This is a genomic window from Flexivirga oryzae, assembly GCF_014190805.1.
Taxonomy (GTDB): domain Bacteria; phylum Actinomycetota; class Actinomycetes; order Actinomycetales; family Dermatophilaceae; genus Flexivirga; species Flexivirga oryzae.
Map to the genome: position 1 here is coordinate 582676 of NZ_JACHVQ010000002.1, position 21363 is coordinate 604038.

At 69.2% G+C, this 21363-nt stretch carries 15 protein-coding genes and 1 tRNA gene; 6 read left to right on the forward strand and 10 right to left on the reverse strand.

Going from position 1 to position 21363, the window contains the following annotated elements; all coding sequences use genetic code 11:
• Positions 1 to 26 precede the first annotated feature (26 nt).
• Positions 27 to 3257 carry a fused isobutyryl-CoA mutase/GTPase IcmF gene (gene icmF / locus FHU39_RS15815; protein ID WP_183321535.1) on the reverse strand — a complete coding sequence of 1077 codons (3231 nt, stop codon included), beginning with the start codon at positions 3255 to 3257 and terminating at the stop codon, positions 27 to 29.
• A gap of 95 nt (positions 3258 to 3352) precedes the next feature.
• The gene (locus FHU39_RS15820; protein WP_221185557.1) at positions 3353 to 3850 is read right to left on the reverse strand and encodes a MarR family transcriptional regulator; all 498 of its coding nucleotides are present in this window, start codon (positions 3848 to 3850) and stop codon (positions 3353 to 3355) included.
• Between the two features lie 66 nt (positions 3851 to 3916).
• Here FHU39_RS15820 and FHU39_RS15825 point away from each other — a divergent pair, with 66 nt between their 5' ends.
• The gene (locus FHU39_RS15825; protein WP_183321536.1) at positions 3917 to 5380 is read left to right on the forward strand and encodes an MFS transporter; all 1464 of its coding nucleotides are present in this window, start codon (positions 3917 to 3919) and stop codon (positions 5378 to 5380) included.
• Positions 5381 to 5390: 10 nt separating this feature from the next.
• Here the strand turns inward: FHU39_RS15825 and selB are convergent, their stop codons facing one another.
• The 5 genes from selB to FHU39_RS15850 all read right to left on the reverse strand — a co-directional run bounded on the left by selB (position 5391) and on the right by FHU39_RS15850 (position 10758).
• Positions 5391 to 7193, reverse strand: coding sequence for a selenocysteine-specific translation elongation factor (gene selB, locus FHU39_RS15830; protein WP_183321537.1), 1803 nt, complete (start codon positions 7191 to 7193; stop codon positions 5391 to 5393).
• A gap of 1 nt (position 7194) precedes the next feature.
• Positions 7195 to 8493, reverse strand: coding sequence for an L-seryl-tRNA(Sec) selenium transferase (selA, locus tag FHU39_RS15835; protein ID WP_183321538.1), 1299 nt, complete (start codon positions 8491 to 8493; stop codon positions 7195 to 7197).
• Between the two features lie 30 nt (positions 8494 to 8523).
• Positions 8524 to 8619 (reverse strand) — tRNA-Sec (locus FHU39_RS15840).
• 74 nt (positions 8620 to 8693) lie between these two features.
• The gene (locus FHU39_RS15845) at positions 8694 to 9452 is read right to left on the reverse strand and encodes a hypothetical protein (RefSeq protein WP_183321539.1); all 759 of its coding nucleotides are present in this window, start codon (positions 9450 to 9452) and stop codon (positions 8694 to 8696) included.
• A 151-nt stretch (positions 9453 to 9603) separates the two neighbouring features.
• Positions 9604 to 10758 (reverse strand): hypothetical protein, encoded by a 1155-nt coding sequence (locus tag FHU39_RS15850; protein ID WP_183321540.1) that lies wholly within the window; start codon positions 10756 to 10758, stop codon positions 9604 to 9606.
• 210 nt (positions 10759 to 10968) lie between these two features.
• Here FHU39_RS15850 and FHU39_RS15855 point away from each other — a divergent pair, with 210 nt between their 5' ends.
• From FHU39_RS15855 to selD, 4 genes are read left to right on the forward strand one after another with little or no spacing between them, the layout of a single operon-like run.
• Positions 10969 to 11868 carry an alpha/beta fold hydrolase gene (locus tag FHU39_RS15855; protein WP_221185558.1) on the forward strand — a complete coding sequence of 300 codons (900 nt, stop codon included), beginning with the start codon at positions 10969 to 10971 and terminating at the stop codon, positions 11866 to 11868.
• Positions 11869 to 11877: 9 nt separating this feature from the next.
• Positions 11878 to 12525, forward strand: a complete 648-nt coding sequence (locus FHU39_RS15860) for a response regulator transcription factor (protein WP_246336590.1) — start codon at positions 11878 to 11880, stop codon at positions 12523 to 12525.
• Positions 12526 to 12538: 13 nt separating this feature from the next.
• Complete coding sequence (locus FHU39_RS15865) at positions 12539 to 13813, forward strand: sensor histidine kinase (protein ID WP_183321541.1); 1275 nt, start codon at positions 12539 to 12541, stop codon at positions 13811 to 13813.
• Between the two features lie 46 nt (positions 13814 to 13859).
• Positions 13860 to 14852: a selenide, water dikinase SelD gene (selD, locus tag FHU39_RS15870; protein WP_183321542.1), complete on the forward strand. Its 993-nt coding sequence runs from the start codon at positions 13860 to 13862 to the stop codon at positions 14850 to 14852.
• 224 nt (positions 14853 to 15076) lie between these two features.
• Here the strand turns inward: selD and nrfD are convergent, their stop codons facing one another.
• The 3 genes from nrfD to fdnG are packed head-to-tail and all read right to left on the reverse strand — an operon-like array spanning position 15077 to position 20372.
• Positions 15077 to 16171 (reverse strand): NrfD/PsrC family molybdoenzyme membrane anchor subunit, encoded by a 1095-nt coding sequence (gene nrfD, locus FHU39_RS15875; RefSeq protein WP_183321543.1) that lies wholly within the window; start codon positions 16169 to 16171, stop codon positions 15077 to 15079.
• Entirely contained in the window at positions 16171 to 17217 is a 1047-nt protein-coding gene (locus tag FHU39_RS15880; protein ID WP_183321544.1) for a 4Fe-4S dicluster domain-containing protein, read from the reverse strand. The genes nrfD and FHU39_RS15880 overlap by 1 nt, the downstream gene beginning before the upstream one ends.
• Complete coding sequence (gene fdnG / locus FHU39_RS15885; protein WP_221185632.1) at positions 17217 to 20372, reverse strand: formate dehydrogenase-N subunit alpha; 3156 nt, start codon at positions 20370 to 20372, stop codon at positions 17217 to 17219. Before fdnG ends, FHU39_RS15880 begins: the two co-directional genes overlap by 1 nt.
• A gap of 66 nt (positions 20373 to 20438) precedes the next feature.
• Between fdnG and FHU39_RS25015 the strand changes: the two genes are divergently transcribed.
• Complete coding sequence (locus FHU39_RS25015) at positions 20439 to 21362, forward strand: GNAT family N-acetyltransferase (RefSeq protein ID WP_183321546.1); 924 nt, start codon at positions 20439 to 20441, stop codon at positions 21360 to 21362.
• Position 21363 lies beyond the last annotated feature (1 nt).

A 21363-nucleotide genomic window follows, 5' to 3' on the forward strand; every position in this document is an offset into this window, starting at 1 on the left:
ACCTCGGCGTGTCGGTGGGTGGAGCGTCAGACGTTGCGGCGGTACTGGCCGCCCACCTCGAAGAACGCGTCGGTGATCTGGCCGAGCGAACACACCCGCGCGGCGTCCATCAGCACCGCGAAGACGTTCTCTCCCTTGGTCGCGGCATCGCGCAACCGGGCCAACGCCTCCTGCGCCTCCTGGCTGTGCTCCTGCTGGAACGCGTGCACCCGCGACAGCTGCGACTCCTTCTCCGTCTCCGAAGCACGCGCCAATTCAACGGTTTTCGCTTCTTCACCCTCGTGCGGATTGCGGAAGGTGTTGACGCCGACGATCGGCAGCGACCCGTCGTGTTTGCGGTGCTCGTAGAGCATCGACTCGTCCTGGATCCGGCCGCGCTGATAGCCGGTCTCCATCGCACCCAGCACGCCACCGCGCTCCGAGATCCGGTCGAACTCGGTGAGCACGGCCTCCTCGACCAGGTCGGTCAATTCGTCGATGATGAACGATCCCTGCAGCGGGTTCTCGTTCACCGCCAGACCCCACTCGCGGTTGATGATCAGCTGTATGGCGAGCGCCCGCCGCACCGAGTCGGCCGACGGCGTCGTGACGGCCTCGTCGAAAGCGTTGGTGTGCAACGAATTCGCGTTGTCGTAGATCGCGATCAGTGCCTGCAGCGTGGTCCGGATGTCGTTGAACTGCATCTCCTGGGCGTGCAGCGACCGACCGGAGGTCTGCACGTGGTACTTCAGCTTCTGGCTGCGCTCGCCCGCGCCATACTTGTCCCGCATCGCGACCGACCAGATGCGGCGCGCGACCCGGCCGATGACGGAGTACTCCGGGTCCATGCCGTTGGAGAAGAAGAACGACAGGTTGGGCGCGAAGTCGTCGATGTCCATCCCGCGGGCGAGGTAGGCCTCGACGTAGGTGAACCCGTTGGCGAGCGTGAAGGCGAGCTGACTGATCGGGTTCGCACCCGCCTCGGCGATGTGGTAGCCGCTGATCGACACCGAGTAGAAGTTGCGAACTGCGTTGGCAATGAACCATTCCTGGATGTCTGCCATCATCCGCAGGGAGAACTCGGTGGAGAACAGGCAGGTGTTCTGTCCCTGGTCCTCCTTGAGGATGTCGGCCTGCACGGTGCCGCGCACCGTCGCGAGCGCGCGAGCCCGAACCTCCTGCGCTTCGTCGGCATTCGGCTCCCGGCCCTGCTCCTCGGCGAACTTCGCGAGCTCCTGGTCGATGACCGTGTTGAGGAAGAACGCCAGGATCGTCGGCGCCGGACCGTTGATCGTCATCGACACACTCGTCGACGGGGAGGTGAGGTCGAAGCCGTCGTACAGCGCCTTCATGTCATCCAGCGTGGCGACGGAAACGCCTGAGGTGCCGACCTTTCCGTAGATGTCGGGACGCAGGTCGGGGTCACGGCCGTAGAGCGTCACCGAGTCGAACGCCGTGGACAGCCGGGTCGCCGGCTGTCCCTCCGACAGCAGCTTGAAACGCCGGTTGGTGCGGAACGGGTCGCCCTCGCCGGCGAACATCCGTGCCGGGTCCTCGTTGTCCCGCTTGAACGGGAAGACACCCGCCGTGAACGGGAAGTAGCCGGGCAGGTTCTCCCGCCGAAGGAAGGACAGCAGCTCGCCGTGGTCCTGGTAGCGTGGCAGTGCGACCCGCCGAATCTTGTTGCCGGACAACGACTCCTTGGTGAGCGCGGTGTGGATCTCCTTGTCGCGGATCTTCACGACCTGCTCGTCGCCGCTGTATGACGCCACGACCTTCGGCCAGTCCGACAGGACGCGGCCGATCGAGGCCGGCAGGTGCTGCCCGGCATCGTCGATCAGCTCGGACAGCTCGGCGGGAGCCTTGTCCCCCAACGCGTCCCGTGCCGTCGTGAGGTGCTGGATGCGACGCACCGCGTCGACATACGACACGGTGTCGGCGTGGTAGCCGCGCACCGTCTCGGTGATCTCGGACAGGTAGCGCACCCGCTGGGGTGGCACGACCTGCCGCAGCACCGACGAGTGACGCACGCTGACCGGCTCCAGCGTGCCCTCGGCCAGCTCCAGTCCCTTGCCACCCAGCTCGGAGCGCAGCTCCTGGTAGAGCGCGGTCACCCCGTCGTCGTTGAAGGTCGCGGCGGACGTGCCGAAGACCGGCATGTCCTCGGGCTTCTTGCCGAACGCCTCACGGTTGCGCACCATCTGCCGGCCGACGTCGCGCAGCGCGTCCATCGCGCCGCGCCGCTCGAACTTGTTGATCGCCACCACGTCGGCGAAGTCGAGCATGTCGATCTTCTCCAGCTGGCTCTGCGCGCCGAACTCGGGCGTCATCACATAGAGGTTGACGTCCGCGAAGTCGATGATCGCCGCGTCGCCCTGGCCGATGCCGGGGGTCTCCACGATGATCAGGTCGTAGGCCGCGGCACGCAGGACGGTGAGCACCTCGGCCAGTTCCTCGGGGACTTCGCGTCCACCACGAGTGGCCAACGACCGGAAGAAGATGCGTTCGCCGTCAAGGGAATTCATCCGGATGCGGTCACCGAGCAGGGCACCGCCGCCGCGCCGCCGCGTCGGGTCGATCGCCACGCACGCGATGCGTAACTTGTCCTGCTGGTCCATCCGGAAGCGCCGGACCAACTCGTCGGTGAGGCTGGACTTGCCCGAACCGCCGGTGCCGGTGATGCCGAGCACCGGGGTGTGCCGCTCGTCGGCCGCCGTGCGCAGCTGCCCCAGCAGATCCGAGGCGATGGCTCCCTGCTCGGCGCCGCTGATCGTGCGCGCGACCGCCGCGCGATCACCCGAGATCACGGCGTGCGCGTCGGGCCGCGAGACGTCATACACATTGAAGTCGCAGTCCTTGATGACCTGGTTGATCATCCCGACCAAGCCGAGCCGCTGCCCGTCCTCGGGGCTGAAGATGGTCACCCCGGAGTTGCGCAGCCGGGCGATCTCCTCCGGCACGATGACGCCGCCACCACCGCCGACCACGCGGATGTGGTCCGCACCGGCGTCCCGCAGCAGCTGCACGAGGTATTCGAAGTATTCAACGTGCCCGCCCTGGTAGGAGCTGACCGCGATGCCCTGGGCGTCCTCCTCGATCGCCGCGTCGACGACCTCCTGCACGCTGCGGTTGTGGCCGAGGTGGATCACCTCCGCACCCTGGCTCTGCATGATGCGCCGCATGATGTTGATCGACGCGTCGTGGCCGTCGAACAGACTGGAAGCGCTGACGATGCGCACGGGGTTCTCGGGGACGTGCAGCGCGGGTGCCTCGGACATCGGATCTCCACTACCTAGGATGAGGGATCCGCTAATAGTAGGACGTCCTAGTATTTTGGTCCAATCGTCGGTATGGCGCCCGCCGGCGGACCGACTCAGCGCCGCCGGCCGCCCGCAGCGTCGCGATAGGCCTCGACGAACGTCGCCAGCATGACCAGGAAACGTTCCTGTTCGGATCCGAGGGCGGCGAGGGCGGCACCCATGACGCCCATCAGGGCTTCGACGTCCTCCTCGTAGCGCCGCGTGCCGTCCGTGGTGGCCGTCAGCTGCGCCGCGCCCGAGCCGGCGTCCAGCCGTTCGAGGTGCCCGGCGCGCAGTGCCGCGTTGACCTGCCGGTTGACGGTCGACTGCTCGAGGTTCAGCTCGGTGGAGATCTCCCGCTGGGTGCGGGGCCGGCCGTCGGACAGCAGCCACAGCAGGCGCAGGTCGGCAGCACTGAGGCTGGTCGCGCTCTCGACCACCCGGCGATCGACGTCGAACGAGTGCAGGATCGCCGCCACGCGCTGGACGGGCGCCAGGTCCTGCCGCTCGGCCATCGCGACCAGGTCGGTCGGCCAGTCGCTGGCCGGCTGGGCGGAGTCGTCGGCGGTCATGGGGGTCATTTTGACAGATGTGGTCATATGCATGCACCATACATATAACCACAACGAAGAGGACCCATGACGACCACGACATCCGAAACACCGCCGGCACGGACGAAGGTCAGGCCGCAGCTGATCATCGCCGTCCTCTGCTTCGGCGCACTGTCCGCAGCCTTGATGCAGACCCTGGTGCTACCGATCCAGATCGAACTCCCCCAGCTCCTGCACGCCTCGGCGAGCGACACCTCCTGGATCGTCACCGCCACGCTACTCGGCGGCGGTGTCGCGATGCCGGTCTCGGGACGCCTCGGCGACATCGTCGGCAAGCAACGAGTGCTGGTCGGCTCCTCGGTCATCCTGGTCGCCGGGTCGGTGCTGTGCGCCCTGTCCACCAGCGTGTGGCCGATGATCGGCGGACGCTTCCTGCAGGGCATCGCCATGGGATTCATCCCCGTCGCCATCAGCATGGTTCGCGAGGTGGTGCCGCCGCAGATGGCCTCCACCGCGATCGCCACCCTCAGCGCGACCATGGGGGTCGGCGGTGCCATCGGCCTGCCGCTCGCGGCCTGGCTCGCGCAGGACTACAACTGGCACACGCTCTTCTGGGTGTCCGCCGCACTCGCCGTGGTCATGGTCGCGACCAGCGCACTGTTCGTCCCGAACGTCGCCGACGGGCACCCGGCGTCCATCGACGTGGTCGGGGCGATCAGCCTGGCGATCGGACTGATCGCGACCCTCGTCGGCATCTCCAAGGGCAACGACTGGGGCTGGGCCTCCGCGAACACGCTCCTGTGCGTCGTCGGCGGCGTCGTGGTCCTGCTGCTGTTCGGTGTCTACGAGCTGCGCCAGGACGACCCGCTCGTCGATCTGCGCACCACCGCACGACGACCGGTCCTGCTGACCAACCTGGCCGCGCTGCTCATCGGATTCGGGATGATGGCCCAGTCGATCGTCGTCCCGCAGCTGCTCGAGATGCCGAAGGCGACCGGCTACGGCCTCGGCCAGAGCATCCTCGAGGCCGGCCTGTGGATGGCCCCGGGCGGACTGATGATGATGTTCCTCGCACCGGTCTCGAGCAAGCTGATGACCACGGTCGGCGCCCGCATCACCCTGGTGATCGGCGCCGGCGTCCTCGGCCTCGGCTACCTGGTGGCGCTGTTCATGATGAGCGCACCGTGGCAGCTGCTGGTCGCCAGCTGCATCAGCATGGCCGGCGTCGGCATCGGGTATGCCGCCATGCCGACCCTCATCCTGGAGAACGTCCCGCCGTCCGAGTCCGGCTCCGGCGTCGGCATCAACACGGTGATGCGGTCGGTCGGCACGACGATCGCGGGCGCGGTCATGGCCAGCCTGCTGACCAGCCGGACCATCACGCTGGCGCCGGGCACCGCAGCGATCCCCTCCCAGGACGCATTCCGGCTGTGCTTCCTGGTGGGCGCCGTCGCGGCACTCGCCGGCGGTGCGATCGCCCTGACCATCTCCGGACGACGCCGCAAGCAGCCGATCGCGGTGGTGGAGGACCTCGCACTCAGCGAGACCTGAGGTCCACTGCTCACCCGTCGACGCCGGCTCGCACCACGGTGCGATGTCCGGCGTCGATGCGTCTGGTCCAGCCGCGCGCGTCCAGGTGCTCCAGGAGAGGTATGGCGACCCGGCGCGTCGTGCGAAGCGCACCTCTCGCCTCGCTGGTGGTGAACACCCGTGGCAGTTTGACCAGTTCGCGCATGGCCTGCGCGGGCGCGGTGGGCAGCAGCACGACACCATCGGCCAGCCGGAGCAGCCGGCCCGTGCGTTCGGCGGCGGCCAGCTCTCGGCGCCCGAGGCCGAGCTCGGTGAGTTCGTCGGCTTCGGGGGCCGCGAACGGGGCCTCCTGCAGCCGGCGTTCGACCTCGGACACGGCGGCCTCGGCCGGCCCGAGATCCTCCGACGCCTGCGACGTCGTCACCGACGGGCCGTGCACCGCGAGCTCCGCCTCTCGAACGACGACGCCGAGCAGCACGACGTCCGGGAGCGCGATGGCATCGGCCGCCGCCTTGTGGGACAGCCCGGATGACAACGGGTTCCGCGCCCGGTCGTCCTCGACTGCGGCGCGGAGGCCCGCCGCCCACTCGTGCAGGCGACGCTCGTCGATCCACCAGTCGGCGTCCGTGCGCAGACCGTCGACCGGGTGGTCCGGGACGATGACTCCCAGTCGCCGCAGGTCGGCCACCCGCATGGCCCCACGGCGAGCGACCTCGGCCCGGATGGGTCCGGCGGGATCATCGGCCGCCAGGGCGGCCGCCCGCCGGCGCCCGTCACCGCGTCGCCGCAGCGCGGGCGGGTCGACGTCGAGCACCTGCACACCACCCGCGATGCGCTGAGATCCGTTGTTCCGCAGGATCATCCGGTCACCGATGGTGAGTGGGAGCGCCCGCACCAGGGTGAGTCGAGCCGTGTCCTCGTCGAACGGCCGCAAGTGTGCACGCACCGCCGCGGTCCCGATGTGCACGATCACCTCACCGGCTGCGTCGTGGCACGGGACCCCGCTGGTTCGCCGCACGTCGACGACGTCGGCCAGTTGCCAGTCGCCCCGGGTGAGCAACACATCGCCACGGTGGATCTGGTCGGCGCCGGGTGACCGTAGGTTGAGCGCGACCCGATTCGCCGGACCGGCGCTCGGGACCACTGCCCCGTGCTCCTGCACTCCCCGGACGGTCACCTCTTGCGCTCCGTGCGAGCCGGCGAGCACCAACCGGTCGTCGGGGCGGACGGTGCCGGCGGACAGGGTGCCGGTCACGACCGTGCCGGCACCCTTGATCGTGAACGCACGATCGATCCAGAACCGAATGCGGCTGTCAGCAGGCGGTTTCGGGACGGTGACAAGAACACGGTCCAGCGTCGCGAGCAGCTGATCCAGCCCCTCGCCGGTGACCGCGGACACAGGCACGATCGGCGCGTCACGCAACCCGGTATCCGACAACTCCCGGCGGATCTGGGTCACGACCTCCGGGACCCGATCCGGCGCGAGATCGATCCGGCTGATGACGACCACACCGTGCTCGATCCCCAACGCCCGGACGGCGTCGCGATGGTCGTCGGACTGCTGCCGCCAACCCTCGTCGGCCGCGACCACGAAACAGACGACGGGTGCGGGGCCGATGCCGGCGAGCATGTTCCCGAGGAAGCGTTCGTGACCCGGGACATCGACGAAGGAGACCTCGTTGCCGGACGGCGTGGTGGTCCAGGCGAATCCGAGATCGATCGTCAGGCCGCGCCGCTTCTCCTCGTCCCACCGGTCGGGCTCGATCCCCGTGATCGCGCGCACCAGGGTGCTCTTGCCGTGGTCGACGTGCCCGGCGGTCGCGACGACATACATCTCAGCCGCCCAGAGCGGCCCGCACCGCGGCGGCCAGCCGCTCGTCCTCGGACTCGGGGACACACCGCAGGTCCACCAGGCAACGCCCGCCGTGGCTGCGCGGCAGCACCGCTGGATCCCCGAGTCGCAGTGCGGCTGCTGCACTTTCGGGCAGCGCGACGGCCCAGCCGGGCAACGGAACACCCGGTGCACCACCGCCGCCGACCCGCCCGTCGTGCGGGACGACCTCTCCCCCGACCGTGGCGGCGAGCTTCTCGGCACGTTCCCGGAGCCGCACCGGGTCGGCGTGCAGCGCAACGCTCGTCGGGGTGTCGGGCCCGGACAGCGTCGCCTCGAGCGCTGCCAGCGCAAGCTTGTCGGCGCGGACTGCGCGGGCGAGGGGGTGTTTCGCCATACGATCCACAATTTCCTTGCGGCCCAGAACGATTCCGGCCTGTGGGCCGCCGAGCAGCTTGTCACCGCTCGCGGTGATGACATCGGCGCCATCGCTGATCGTCGTGGACGCGTCCGGTTCGTCGGGGATCATCGGGTCCGGTGCGAGCAACCCGCTGCCGAGATCGACGACAAGGGGCACGTCGTGCTCTGCCGCGAGCGCACGCAGCTCGCTGACGGAAGCCGCAGCGGTGAAGCCGCCGAGCCGGAAGTTGCTCGGGTGCACCTTCAGGATGCAACCGGTCTCCGGGCCTGTCGCGTCTGCGTAGTCGACCAGGTGCGTGCGGTTGGTGGTGCCGACCTCCCGCAGCCGCGCTCCGGTCGACGCGATCAGGTCGGGCAGCCGGAAGCCGGCGCCGATCTCGATGAGTTCGCCTCTGCTGACAATGATTTCACGACCTTGTGCAAGGGTCGTCGTCGCAAGCACGAGCGCAGCAGCACCGTTGTTGACGACCAGCGCCTCTTCGGCGGCCGGGCACCGGGCGAGCAGCGCGGCACGTGCGGCGACCCCGCGCTTCGACCGGGTGCCCGTGGTGAGGTCCAGTTCGACATCGACATACTCCGCGGCGGTGCAGATCGCGTCGATCGCGGCTCGCGACAGCGGTGCCCGCCCCAGGTTGGTGTGTATGACGACCCCGGTCGCGTTGAGCACCGGGTGCAGTCGGGTCGGGCTGCGCTGCAGCGACCCGGCGAGCACTGCAGCTACCTGCTCCGGCTCGATCTCCCCCCTGCGTGCCCGGTCCTGTGCCGCCGTCACGAGACGCCGCACCGTGGCCGCGCCGAGCCGCTCCGTCGCCTCGAGCGCCGCCGGTGACGCGAGCAGCGTGTCCGTGCGTGGGATGCGGCTGCGCGGGTCCTGCGACGACATCGGCACCTCCGGGCGGCACGGCATTCGTTCTGGCGGAGACGGACGGGAATCGAACCCGCCAGACCGAGATGCTCGGCCTCACCGGTTTTGAAGACCGGGGGGCCCACCAGGAACCCTGACGCCTCCACACGCCAACTTACCCGCTGCCCCGTTTCGGCCAGTGCGGGCTGTGGGTGCCCGGGCGAGCCGTGGAGCTCGGCTCAGTGGGTGACCTTGAGTGGCGGAAGCTGAGCCGTCAGCATCTTGACGCGCGGGTTCGAGGTGATCGGCACCTGACCCTTGGGCATGGTCGCGTTGGTGCCTGGGTTGACCGCTCCGTACTTCTGCTGCACGGCCAGGTAGGTGACGCCGGTCGTGGAGTCGCCGCCCGGGGCGGGAGCGGGCTCGGTGATGGTGACGTTGTCGACGTGGTAGGTCGTGCCGTTCGCGGTGAACGTGTAGTCACCGGTGAACGTCGCCTGCCGGTGTGCCGCGGCGACCCAGACGGCGGTGCCGGGCCGGGCCGTCACCGTGATCCGCTCCGAGTCGGAGGTTTCGGTGGCCCACCGGTGCTCGGCGCTGAACTTGATGCTGACCTTGGCATTGGCAAAACCGAGGGCGCTCAAGGTCGTCTCGGCTCCGACCGATCCACCGATCGAGAAGCTCGCCCCCGCCTGGTGGGTCACCTTGATGTCCTGGGTGACCGGTTCCGTGCTGTCCGGGGGGTTCTCCAGGATGGTCGAGCTGGCATCCTCCCAGCCGGTCTCGGAGTAGGCGGGATTGCTGGTCGGTTTGAACGCCTTGTCCGTGGCGTTCGGGAAGAGCGCCATCGCCGTGCCGGCGGCCGTGGGTTGGGCGGCGGCGTCGATGGTGACCGTGTTCCCGTCCGCCGCGTAGGCCGCCGTGCCGATGGCGGTCGACCCGACCAGCACGGTGGCGAGCAGGGTTCCGGTGATGACTCGGGTCTTGGTGATTTTCATGGTGTTTCCTTCGAGGTGTGGTGTCCTGGTGGACGCTGCGATGGGGTTGTTGTCGAGGTGTTACGAGTGTGTCGGGGCGCGGCCCGACCGGCCGTCGGCCGGACGGCCGATGGGGCGTACGACGTGTCCGTCGGCCGATCGATGGACAGAGCTACTCGCACGCGGCCGGATCGACCGGTGCCTGCCCCGTGCCGACCGCGCTGAGGACCGGACGGAACGCGGTGCCCGGCATCGGTATGGACTGGCCCGGCTTGCTGATCCCCGGCATCGAGACCGTGACGTTCTTGATGTGGTAGGTCAGCTCGCCGTTGTAGACGGTGAAGTCGAAGTCGCCCGTGACGTTCTCCACCTCAGTGGTCTTGACGAAGTGACCTTGCTGACACGCGGGGACGGTCATCGTGTCGCCGTTGTCGACGCTGTTCGACACGCTCCACTCCTGGCCGCTCTCGACCGACGCGCTGATGCCGGCGTTGGCCAGCCCCAGGACACCGAGTTCGGTGTCCCATTCGAGGCTTTCCGACAGGGAGGTGCTTTCGGTGTTGGTGCTGCCGGTCATGGCGGTCAGCTCGGCCGGGCTCGACGTGGTGTTGATGAGCGTCGCCGACCCGGGGGCCGGGTTCGACTCGGTCCACGTCGGGTCCGCGGTCGGTGTGAACGCCTTGTGGGTCGCGTCGGCGTCGGTGAAGTGAGTCATCGCATCCGCGGCCCCGTCGGGGCTGGTGCTCGCGTCGACGGTGATCTCGGCGGGTTCGTTGAGGAACGCGCCCACCGAGTTCTTCTCCGCGCCGGGCTGCACGGCCATGTGGAACACCGCCGTGGAGTTCGCCCAGCCGGTGTCGGTGTCGGCCTTGTCCATGCTGAAGCTGGTCACGTTGTCGTTGACGTCGGCGTGGATCCGCACCAGGTGCTGGCCGCCGTCGGCATCGGTGAACGTGTAACTGACCCAGTCGTCGTCGCCGTCGGCGGCGTACGGCGACTTCGACTCCTTGCGCAGGTGCATGACGTCGCCCGGCTTCATCGTCTCGGCCGGCCCCGTCCCCCGCCAGTCGACCTTCGTCCATCCGGAATTGCTGTACAAGTGCTGCGACTGGGTGCCGGACGGCTGAATGGTCCACGTGTACGGAGTGTCGTTGTAGAGCCGGTAGTCGAACGAGAGGTCGTTCGGCGCCGGCGGGCCGACCGGCTGCACCCCGGAATCGTCCTGGCCCCCGGTCGCGGCGAGCGCGGGGCCGGCCGCCAGGCCGACGAGCACGACACTGCCGGCCACCGCCGCGGCGAGCTTCCTGGTCACGGTGTTGATACGCACGGTACGTCTCCTACAGTCTGATCCGCCCGGTTCGGGCGGTTCGTGGTTGATGCCTCAACTGTCCGGCCGAACGACGATCGCCACAGTCGGCCGAGGAGATGACCACCCGGTGGAAACGACGTCGGCCGATCGGCCGACATGTGCTGTCGTCGAACCGGTGATCCGGCGAAACCGGTCCTGGCCCGCGGCCCTCGCGCGTAGCGTGGATTCGTGCAGCACAGTTGGCCGGACGGAGTCTCGCCGGAGACCGTCGACACCCGGCTGGGACCGGTGCAGTACGCGTGCATCGGCAGCGGCGCTCCCGTCGTCGTGCTCCACGGGAGCCCCGGCGGGATCGACGCGGCGGCGCTGATGGCCGACTTCCTGCCCCGGGACGGCGTCCGCGCGATCCTGCTGTCGCGGCCCGGCTACCTCGGCACGGAACTCGGCGGCCGGCAGACTCCCGACCAGCAGGCGGACCTCGTCGCCGCGCTGATGGACGTCTTGGGGATCCGCTCCGCCGGCGTGCTGTCCTGGTCCGGGGGCGGCCCGTGCGGATTCCGGCTGGCGGTCCGCCACCCCGACCGGGTGACGGCTCTCGTCGCGTTCGCTGCTGTGAGCACGGCATACCAGCCCCCACCCGTCGGCCTGAGTGACCGGCTGCTGCTGGCCACCGCGCCGGGGCGCCGGCTGCTGCGGATGCTCGCCCGACACCGCCCCGCGGACGTGATTACCGGCACGCTGCGCAGCGAGAGCTCGCTGACCGGTGCGCAGCTGCGGGACCGGGTCGCCGCCATCGTCGCCGACCCGGTCAAGCGCGACTTCGTGCTGGGACTTGCGGGCACCGCCGGTCTCGGGCCTGATCGGCGCGTCGGCTACCGCAACGACCTTGCGCAGTTCGCCCGGATCGGCTCACTCGAACTGGAGCGCATCGGTGCCCCCACTCTGGTGGTGCACGGCACCGCCGACACCGACGTTTCGCCCGAACACAGCGATCATGCCGTCGCAACGATCCCGGGGGCGCGCCGGCTCGACCTCGATCAGGGCAGCCATCTCGCGCTCTACACCCATCCCGACGCCGCGCAGGCACAACGCCGGGTGGTCGACTTCCTGCTGCGCAGAGAGGCATAGGTCGCCGCGATGGCGATGTCGGACGAGTTGGTCACCGTGGTCGTCGCCGACGACCACCCCTTCTTCCGCGACGGGGTGGCCCGGGGGCTGAACAACAGCGGACGGATCCGGGTCGTCGGCGAGGCCGGCGACGGGCGAGAGGCGCTGGACCTCATCCGGGGCGAACATCCGCAGGTCGCGGTGGTCGACCACCAGATGCCGCAACTGAGCGGCCTCGAGGTCGTCCGTGCCGTGGTGCGCGACCAGCTGCCGACCCGGGTGCTCCTGCTGTCCGCCTTCGCGGACGGCGCCGTCGTGTTCCAGGCCTTGCAGGAGGGTGCGGCCGGTTACCTGACCAAGGACGCCTCCCGCGGCGAGATCGTCGAAGCTGTGGCGCGCGTCGCGGCCGGCCACACCGTCATACCGCCTGGACTGGCCGGCGGACTCGCCGACCAGATCCGACTGCGCTCCCAATCGGAGACGCCGGTGCTCTCGGAGCGCGAACGACAAGTGCTGGAGGCGTTCTCGCGTGGCCTGTCCATCCCGCAGGCGTCCGCCGAGCTGTTCCTCGGCGTGAGCACCATCAAGACCTACACGCAGCGGCTCTACGAGAAGCTCGGTGTCTCCGATCGGGCCGCCGCGGTCGCCGAGGCGATGCGCCGAGGCCTGCTCGAGTAGAAGGGCCGGTGACATGGCCGCAGTGCTTGGCGAGGTTCGGCTCGACGAACTGGCCCGGACCCCCGAACTGCGGGACGTCCTGCTGCGCCACGCCTATCGCAGCGTCTGGGTGCAACTCGGATTGCGCGTGCTGCTCGTCGTTTTCGTCGCTCTGACCATCGGTTTCGTTCCGCCCGAGCACGATCTGGCCGCATGCTGGTCGATCGTCACGGGGTATGTCGTGTGGGCCGCCGCTCTCGCCGCGCTGACCCGCGATCGAGGTGTCGCCCCCTTGCGCTGGATGTGGCTCGCCCTCCTCGTCGACACCTGTGCATTGTCCGCGCTGACGCTCGTGTCCGGGATCGCCGCGGAGCAGTCGTGGACCGCCGACGTACTCGTCAACGGGTTCTACGTCATACCCATGCTCGCCGCGACGTCGTTGCGGCCGATGGTGTGCGCCGCGATCGCTCTGCCGACGCTGGCGGCCAGCGTGGTGGTGAGCGTCCTGACGCAGCAGGCCAACGCCGAGCCGTGGTCGTCGATCCTGCTGCGGTCGCTCGTGCTTGCCGGCCTCGGTGCCGGATCGGTCGCCCTGTCCGCAGTGCAACTGTCCCGCGTGCTCACGATCGGCAGCCTGCTGCGGGAACGGACCGGTCTGCTCGACGACATCGTCTCCGTCGAGGCGCGCGAGCAGGCCTTGCTGGCCGAGAACCTGCACGACGGTGCCCTGCAGTACCTCCTCGCCGCCCGGCAGGACCTGGAGGACGCGCGCGACTCCGGCGACCCAGCTTCCTTCGATCGCATCTCCCATGCTCTGCGCGAGTCCTCGACGCTGTTGCGGTCCACGGTGTCCGAGTTGCATCCCGCCGTGCTGGAGCAGGCGGGGCTCGCTCGGGCGCTCGCGGACCTCGCCGCCGGCGTCGCCGCCCGGGCACGACTCACTGCGGAGCTCGACCTGGCCGACTGGTCCGAGCCCACCGCGGTGGACCGGGTGCTGTTCGCCGCCGCCCGGGAGGCGTTGACCAACGTGGCCAAACACGCGCACGCGCGCACCGTCCTGGTCTCGCTGCACCGGGACGGACCCGACGCCGTGCTCATCGTCAGCGACGACGGAAGGGGCATCGCCGGCGACGCGCTTGCCCAGCGGTTGGCCGACGGCCACATCGGGCTCGCCAGCCACCGCACCCGGGTGGCGGCAGTCGGCGGCGAATTGCAGGTTGAGCCGAATCTGCCTGTCGGCACACGAATTCGGGTACGTGTGCCGGTGCCTGAGCGATCGGCGTCGCCGAGGCCGGCCCGGTTGCCGTGAGTCATCCGCAGTACGGACGGACCGGTGGCGTCATACCCTCGGAGGTATGACGGGCACCGAGGCACCCTTGCGACTGACCGACTTCGCGCACGGCGGCGGGTGCGCGTGCAAGATCCCGGCGGGCGAACTGGAGGACGCGGTCCGCGGCCTCGTCGGCCAGACCGGGCCGGACGTACTGGTCGGGCTGGATGACGGTGACGACGCGGCCGCCGTCCGGGTGCGCGACGACCTGGCCGTGCTGTCGACGGCGGACTTCTTCACCCCCGTGGTGAACGACCCCTACGACTGGGGACGGATCGCGGCGGCGAACGCGCTGTCGGACATCTACGCGATGGGTGGACGGCCGGTGGTCGCCATCAACCTGGTCGGCTGGCCGCGCGGGGTGCTGCCGATGGAGCTGATGACCGAGGTGCTGCGCGGTGGCCTCGACGTCGGCCGACAGGCCGGCTGCCCGGTCATCGGCGGGCACACCATCGACGACCCGGAGCCCAAATACGGTATGGCGGTCACGGGTGTTGCTGACCCGAATCGCTTGCTGCGCAACGATTCCGGCGTCGCCGGTCTACCGCTCACCCTCACCAAGCCCATCGGTGTCGGGCTGTTGAACAACCGCCACAAGCAGACCGGTGACCCCATTGAGGCTGCAATCGCATCGATGACCGCGCTGAACGACGTCGCCGCCAGGGATGCGCTGGCCGCGGGGGTGACGACCGCGACCGACGTCACGGGCTTCGGTTTGCTCGGCCACCTGCACAAGCTGTGCCGGGCGTCCGGCATCGGCGCGGTCCTCGACCGGGCAGCGGTGCCGGCGATCGATGGCGCGCTGGACGCGCTCGCCGCTGGGTGCATCACCGGCGGGACCCGCCGCAACCTGGACTGGGTGCGCCCCCACCTGCAGGTGGGGTCCGGAATCACCGAGGAGGACCTGCTCTTCCTGGCCGACGCGCAGACCTCCGGTGGGCTGCTGATCGTGGGCGAGGTGCCGGGCTACCCGGTCATCGGGCACACCGTCGCCGGGAGCGGCATACAGGTCCGCTGAGCGGCGGCGCTTTCGCCCAACCTCTCCCGCCAAACCCCGTCCCGCCATACCCACTGCCGGCATGACACACACCCCGACGACCGACAGGCTCAGCAACGACCGAGAGGCCCAGTAACACCCGGCCAAACACACCGGAATTGCTGGGCCTCTGGGCGTTTACTGGGCCTCTCGGCGAGAAGGGGAGGGGCGAGAAGGGGAGGGGCGAGAAGGGTGGGGGTCGTTCGTCAGCCGGCGGTGGTGATCGAGTCGTCGGTGATGCCGGCGGCCCGACGTGCGGCGAGGCGGCGGCGCTGCGGTTCGATCGTGTAGCGCGGGTCCTTCGCCGAATTGATCCCGGCCTCGAGCACCCCGAAACGGGTGCAGGCCGACGCACCGAGCAGCGCGGCACCGGCCACCGCAGCGCACACCCGGTTGCGACCCAGCAGCAGCGCACCCACCCCGCCGGCGATCGCCAGCCGCTCGCTCCACCGCAAGAGGGTGCCCGGTCGGCCGTGGTGCAGCGGTTCGGCGGCCACCGGATCCATCCGGCGCTCCATGTAACGCGTGGCGAGCAGGTCACCGGCGACGCCCAGCACCGCGAGGACCCGTGCGGGCCTTGTCTCGCGGGTCGGCGTGGTGACCATCGCGAGGCCGCCGGCTGCGAGTGAGGCCGAACTGGCGAAGACGAACGGCAGGTCGCGGTGCGCGGCGTTCCAGGTCGGGTTGGCCGTGTCGGACAAGAGCACCGCGGTGTAGACGGCGAGCGGTGCACCGAAGACTGCGCCCGCGACACCCGCCGCCGGCTCGACGGCGGACAGGACCCGGCGCAGTGGACCGAGCGGCAGCCGGCCACCGGTGAGCCGGTCGACCTCGGAGGCAGCCGCGAGCCCCATGCCGCCGCTGTACGCCGTGAGGATCCACGACCCGAGGCTCATCGGCGAGGTCAGCTTGACGGTACGCAGCATGTTGTAGAAGCGATCGGGTCGTCCGAGGTCCTTCACCAGCGCCCCGCTACCCAGCGCGATCGCAAGCATGGCGCCGATGCGAGCGTTGCGGCACAACAGTTTCCGGCCGGTGAGCTGCGCACCGTAGGCCAGCAGCCCCGACCCCCCGGCGACACCGCCGAGGAAGAGGTATGCCGCGATCTCCGGCCCCCACGGGGGCGCCTTGACCACCGGTTTGCCGTAGTACGACGTGAATTCGGCGTCCGGCACCATCGGCATCTCGCGCGCGCCGTCGGCACCGCCTCCGCCTCGACGACGACCGCCCGGGCGGCGCAGGCGGCGCCGCCGGCCACCCTGCTCCGGCGGCCGATAGGCGTCGTAGGGCGACGTCGTCATCAGCGGCCTCCCAGGAAGGCAACGGCTGCCGCGGCCAGCATCCCTGCCGCAGCCAGTCCGGCACGCTTGAACATCACCGGCAGATCCGCGGTCGGCACCCGCGGGTCCGGCGGCAGACCGTAGACCTCGGGCTCGTCGAGCAGCAGAAAGACCGAGCCGGTTCCGCCGACCCCGTCGAGCTCGTTGGCGCCATACAGTCGTGCCTCGGTGAGTCCCTGCTCGTGCAGCTGCTTGACCCGATCGCGAGCGGTGTCAACCAGATCCGCGTGATCACCGAACTTGATCGACGTCGTGGGACAGGTCTTGGCACACGCCGGCTGCTCCCCGTCGACCAGCCGGTCGTAGCAGAGGGTGCACTTCTGTGCGATGCCGATGTTGGGCACGTCAGGCTGTTCGCCCTTGCGCTCGCCACGTCGTGTCTTGGGGGCGGCCGTGCCGTCGGTACGCCGCTCGATCACGCCGAACGGGCACCCCGCGACGCAGGTGCCGCACCCGTTGCAGACGTCGGCTTGCACCACGACGGAGCCGAATTCGCTGCGGAACAGGGCGCCGGTCGGGCAGACGTCGAGGCAGCCCGCGTGGGTGCAGTGCTTACATACGTCGGAGGCCATCAGCCAACGGAACTCCGGCGTGTCGGGAGGAGTCACGTCGGATGGTGGGGCGTCCGAGACCTCGATACGGCCTCCGCTAGCGCTCCGGCCTACTCGGCCATCTTGGGTGGTGCGGTCGCTCGACCGCACGGTCGGCATCCCGAGATCGACCAGTTTGCGGCCGGATTCGCGTGCCTGCTCGATGTGCGCGGAGTCCTGCTCGATGAACGCGACGTGCCGCCAGGTGCTGGCACCCAGCTGCTGCGTGTTGTCGTAGGACATGCCGGTGATCTCGAGGTCACCGTCCCGCGGGTTGTGGTTCCACTCCTTGCACGCCACCTCGCAGGCCTTGCAGCCGATGCAGATCGACGTGTCGGTGAAGAACCCCTTGCGGTGCTCGTGGGTCGTCCAGTGCGCGTCGACCGCGGGATCGGCCGGGCCGGAGAACTGTCCCATCAGTCGTCCTCCCTCGGCGTCATACGCTCGTTGTCGGTCTCGGTGGTCGCCCCGGCGCGCGACTGGAACTCCGCGATGAAGCGCAGTAGCGCGTCACCCTGGGGTCTCCGTCCGGGCAGTATGTCGCACGAACCCGCCTTCGACTCCTGGATCAGCACGTTCGGGTCCAGCGTCAGGCCGAGCAAATCGTTGGCCGAGTCGCCGCTCACGACGGCGTCACTTCCGACCCCCCAGTGGTATGGCAGGCCGATCTGGTGCACGGTGTGGCCTGCGATCACCAGTGGCGTCATCCGCTCGGTGACCAGCACCCTGGCCTCGATCGCCGCGCGTGGCGACACGATCGTGGCCCACCCGCCGTGCTCCAGCCCGCGCTCGGCCGCCAGCTGCGGCGAGACCTCGCAGAACATCTCCGGCTGCAGTTCCGAGAGGTAGGGCAGCCACCTGCTCATGCCACCCGCGGTGTGATGCTCAGTGAGCCGATACGTCGTGAAAACGTAAGGGTAGACACCAGATCCGGGGGCACCCGCGCTCGGCGCACTGAGGTTGTCCTTGCGCGGGAACACCAGTCTGGCCGGGTTCTGCTGCTGGTGGTACAGCGGGTTGGCGACCGGCGACTCCTGCGGCTCGTAGTGCGTCGGCAGCGGGCCGTCCACCAGCCCGCTCGGCGCGAAGAGCCACGCCTTGCCGTCGGGACGCATCACGAATGCGTCGTCTCCCGCGAGCGCCGCGGGACCACCGAGCGCGGGATCCGGGTGGCTGTCCGGCGCTCGATCGACCGGGAAGTCGGGCACATCGTCACCGGTCCATTTGCCGAGATCCTCGTCCCACCAGACGTACTTCTTGCGCTCGCTCCACGGCCGCCCCTGCGGGTCGGCGGAGGCTCGGTTGTAGAGGATCCGGCGGTTGGCCGGCCAGGCCCAACCCCATTCCGGCGCGACCGGCGACTGCGAGTGGCCGGGCTTGCGCCGGTCGGCCTGGTTGACGCCGTCCGCATAGACGCCGGTGTAGATCCAGCAGCCGCCGTCGGTCGATCCGTCGGCACGCATCTCGTTGAACGTCGAGAGCGGCTGCCCGGCCTTCTCCCCGGTGCGGAACCGTCCGTTGATCTCCAAAAGGACTGCCTCGCCGTCGGGTTCACCGTGCTCGTCGACCGGGTAGTCCCAGGTCAGGTCGAGCAGGGGTCGGTCCCGCTCGTCGGTGGATCCGGCCAGCCTGGCGCGGATCCGGCGGCCCAGCTCGTAGAAGAACGTCAGCTCGCTCTGGCACTCACCCGGCGGTTGCACTGCCTGGTGGCGCCACTGCAGCAGCCGCTGCGTCTGGGTGAAGGACCCGGCCTTCTCGACGTGGCTGGCCGCGGGCAGGAAGAAGACCTCGGTGTCGATGTCCTCCGGCTTCAGCTCGCCCGAGGCGATCTCGGGACCGTCCTTCCAGAACGTCGCCGACTCGATCATGTTGAGGTCGCGCACGACCAGCCACTTCAGGTGCGCCATCGCCTCACGTTGCAGCCGCCCGTGCGCGGATCCGACCGCGGGGTTCTGGCCGAGCAGGAAGTAGCCCTCGACCTGGTCGTCCTTCATCGCCATGGTGGTCTCGTAGGTGCCGTGCGGACCGGACAACCGCGGCAGGTAGTCGAAGGCGTAGTCGTTGTCGGCCGTGGCAGCGTCGCCCCACCACGACTTCAGCAGGCTGATGAAATAGGCGTCGGTATTGGCCCAGAAGCCCTTCTCCGACTTGGAGTGCACCCGGGTGAGGTAGTCCTCGAGCGAGTCGTGCTGGCCGACACTGGGCATCGGCAGATATCCGGGCAGCAGGTCGAAAAGCGTTGGTATGTCGGTGGATCCCTGGATGCTGGCGTGCCCGCGCAGCGCCATGATGCCGCCGCCCGGGCGGCCCATGTTGCCCAACAGCAGCTGCAGGATCGCCGCTGTGCGGATGAACTGGGCGCCGAGCGTGTGCTGGGTCCAGCCCACGGCATACGCGAAGCAGGTGGTGCGCTCTCGGCCGGAGTTCTCGGTGATCGCCCGCGCGATGTAGGCGAAGTCGCCAGCCCCGACACCGCACGCCTGCCGGACCATCTCGGGCGTATAGCGCGCGTAGTGCCGCTTCAGGATCTGGAAGACGGTGCGCGGATGCTGCAGCGTCTCGTCGCGAGCACCGTCCGCGTCATACGACCAGCTCGTGTTGTCGTACTTGCCGGTGCTCGGGTCGTAGCCGGAGAACAGCCCGTCCGCGTCCTCGGCGTCCTGGTAGTCGGCGCTGATCAGCATGGCGGCATTGGTGTAAGCGATGACGTAGTCCTTGAACCACAGGTCATTGCTCAGGATGTGGTTGATCAGGGCACCGAGCAGCACCACGTCGGATCCGGCGCGGATCGGGACGTGCTTGTCGGCGATCGCTGACGTGCGCGTAAAGCGGGGATCGATGTGAATCACCTTGGCGCCACGTGCTTTTGCCTCGGAGACCCACTGGAACCCGACGGGATGGCACTCGGCCATGTTCGAGCCTTCGATCACGATGCAGTCGGCGTTGGCCATGTCCTGCAGATATTGCGTCGCGCCGCCGCGTCCGAACGAGGTCCCCAAACTGGGAACCGTGGAGGAGTGTCAAATGCGGGCTTGGTTCTCGATCTGTATGGCGCCCGCCGCGGTGAAGAGCTTCTTGATCAGATAGTTCTCTTCGTTGTCCAGCGTCGCACCACCGAGGGACGCGATGCCCATGGTGCGGCGGAGTTTGCGCCCCTTCTCGTCCAGGTCCTGCCAGGTGTTGCGGCGGGTGCGCAGGAAGCGGTCGGCGATCATGTCGATCGCGGTGTCGCGATCGAGCCGCTGCCACTCGGTGGCTCGTGGCGGGCGGTAGAGGACCTCCGTCTGCCGGCCCGGCGAATTGACCAGTTGCTCGCTCGCCGCACCCTTCGGGCACAGCCGTCCCCGGGAGATCGGCGAGTCCGGGTCACCCTCGATCTGGACGATCTTCTCGTCCTTGACGTAGACGCGCTGGCCGCACCCGACGGCGCAATAGGGGCAGACGCTGCGCACGACACGGTCGGCGGTCGCGGTGCGCGGCTGCACGTCACGTGTCTTCGCCGAGGTCGCGGCGGGACCGCGCCCGAGATAGTCCCCGGACCGGAACTGCCGGACGACCGGCCACTCCAGCATGCTGAACCTGCCCACGCTTCAACCCTAGCGCGCTGATCGCGTCCGTTCCCGGCATACGGTTGGACCGTGAGCGATGACGAGGCCCTGACCGACTTCTGGCAGGTATGCCGGGAGCGGCTGCCGCAGCTTCCCGCGCAGCAGCCGCAGGCCTGGGCGTTCGGTGCCACCGCCGAACAGGCGGACGAGTTGCTCGGCCTGGTGCTCCGCGGCGTGAAGACCGCCACCGCGTCGAGTCTGTGGGACTACGAGGCCGACGGGGATCCGCTGCCCGAGGTGGGTGAGCTCAGCATCCTCCTGGACAGCAGCGGCGCGCCGCACGCCCTCATCGAGACGACGGAGGTGCGCACGGTGCCCTTCGACGAGGTCGGGCCGGAGCACGCACGTGCCGAAGGCGAAGGCGACCGGACGCTCGAAGCCTGGCGCGCCATCCACGAGCGGTTCTGGACCGAGCACTCCTCCAGCCCGCGCGGTTTCGAGCCCACCATGCCGGTGGTCTGCGAGCGCTTCCGCCTCTTGTACCCGACGGCCCCGACCGTGGTCGTCCGCCCAGTCGACGCTGCCGACGAGGCACGCTGGCGTGAGTTGTTCCGCGGCTACCGCGACTTCTACCGGCTGCCGGACTCGGACGAGGTCGTCTCGCGCGTCTGGGGCTGGCTGATGGACCCGGAGCACGAATGCCAGGGGCTGGTGGCGGAGACGGCTGACGGGCTCATCGCGATCGGCGACTACCGCCGGTTCGCGCGCCCCTCCACCGGCACGGTCGGCCTGTGGCTCGACGACCTCTTCACCGATCCCGCGGCGCGCGGGAATGGTGCCGGGCGGGCGATCATCGCCCGGCTCACCGACATCGCCGCGTCCGAGGGACTGTCGGTGGTGCGCTGGATCACGGCGGACGACAACCAGCAGGCGCAAGCGCTCTACGACCAGGTCGCGGCGCGCACCCGCTGGGTCACCTACGACGCCACACCGGACGACGGCGCGCAGCTATAGG

Bases quoted from the DNA above. Each gene is read 5' to 3' on its own strand.
- selB (WP_183321537.1), bottom strand. From the start codon at position 7,193: ATGTATGTCGTCGCGACCGCCGGGCACGTCGACCACGGCAAGAGCACC.
- icmF (WP_183321535.1), bottom strand. From the start codon at position 3,257: ATGTCCGAGGCACCCGCGCTGCACGTCCCCGAGAACCCCGTGCGCATC.
- selA (WP_183321538.1), bottom strand. From the start codon at position 8,493: ATGTCGTCGCAGGACCCGCGCAGCCGCATCCCACGCACGGACACGCTG.
- nrfD (WP_183321543.1), bottom strand. From the start codon at position 16,171: ATGACGACGTCGCCCTACGACGCCTATCGGCCGCCGGAGCAGGGTGGC.
- FHU39_RS15880 (WP_183321544.1), bottom strand. From the start codon at position 17,217: ATGGGACAGTTCTCCGGCCCGGCCGATCCCGCGGTCGACGCGCACTGG.
- FHU39_RS15845 (WP_183321539.1), bottom strand. From the start codon at position 9,452: ATGAAAATCACCAAGACCCGAGTCATCACCGGAACCCTGCTCGCCACC.
- FHU39_RS15820 (WP_221185557.1), bottom strand. From the start codon at position 3,850: ATGACCGCCGACGACTCCGCCCAGCCGGCCAGCGACTGGCCGACCGAC.
- selD (WP_183321542.1), top strand. From the start codon at position 13,860: ATGACGGGCACCGAGGCACCCTTGCGACTGACCGACTTCGCGCACGGC.
- FHU39_RS15865 (WP_183321541.1), top strand. From the start codon at position 12,539: ATGGCCGCAGTGCTTGGCGAGGTTCGGCTCGACGAACTGGCCCGGACC.
- FHU39_RS15825 (WP_183321536.1), top strand. From the start codon at position 3,917: ATGACGACCACGACATCCGAAACACCGCCGGCACGGACGAAGGTCAGG.
- FHU39_RS15860 (WP_246336590.1), top strand. From the start codon at position 11,878: ATGGCGATGTCGGACGAGTTGGTCACCGTGGTCGTCGCCGACGACCAC.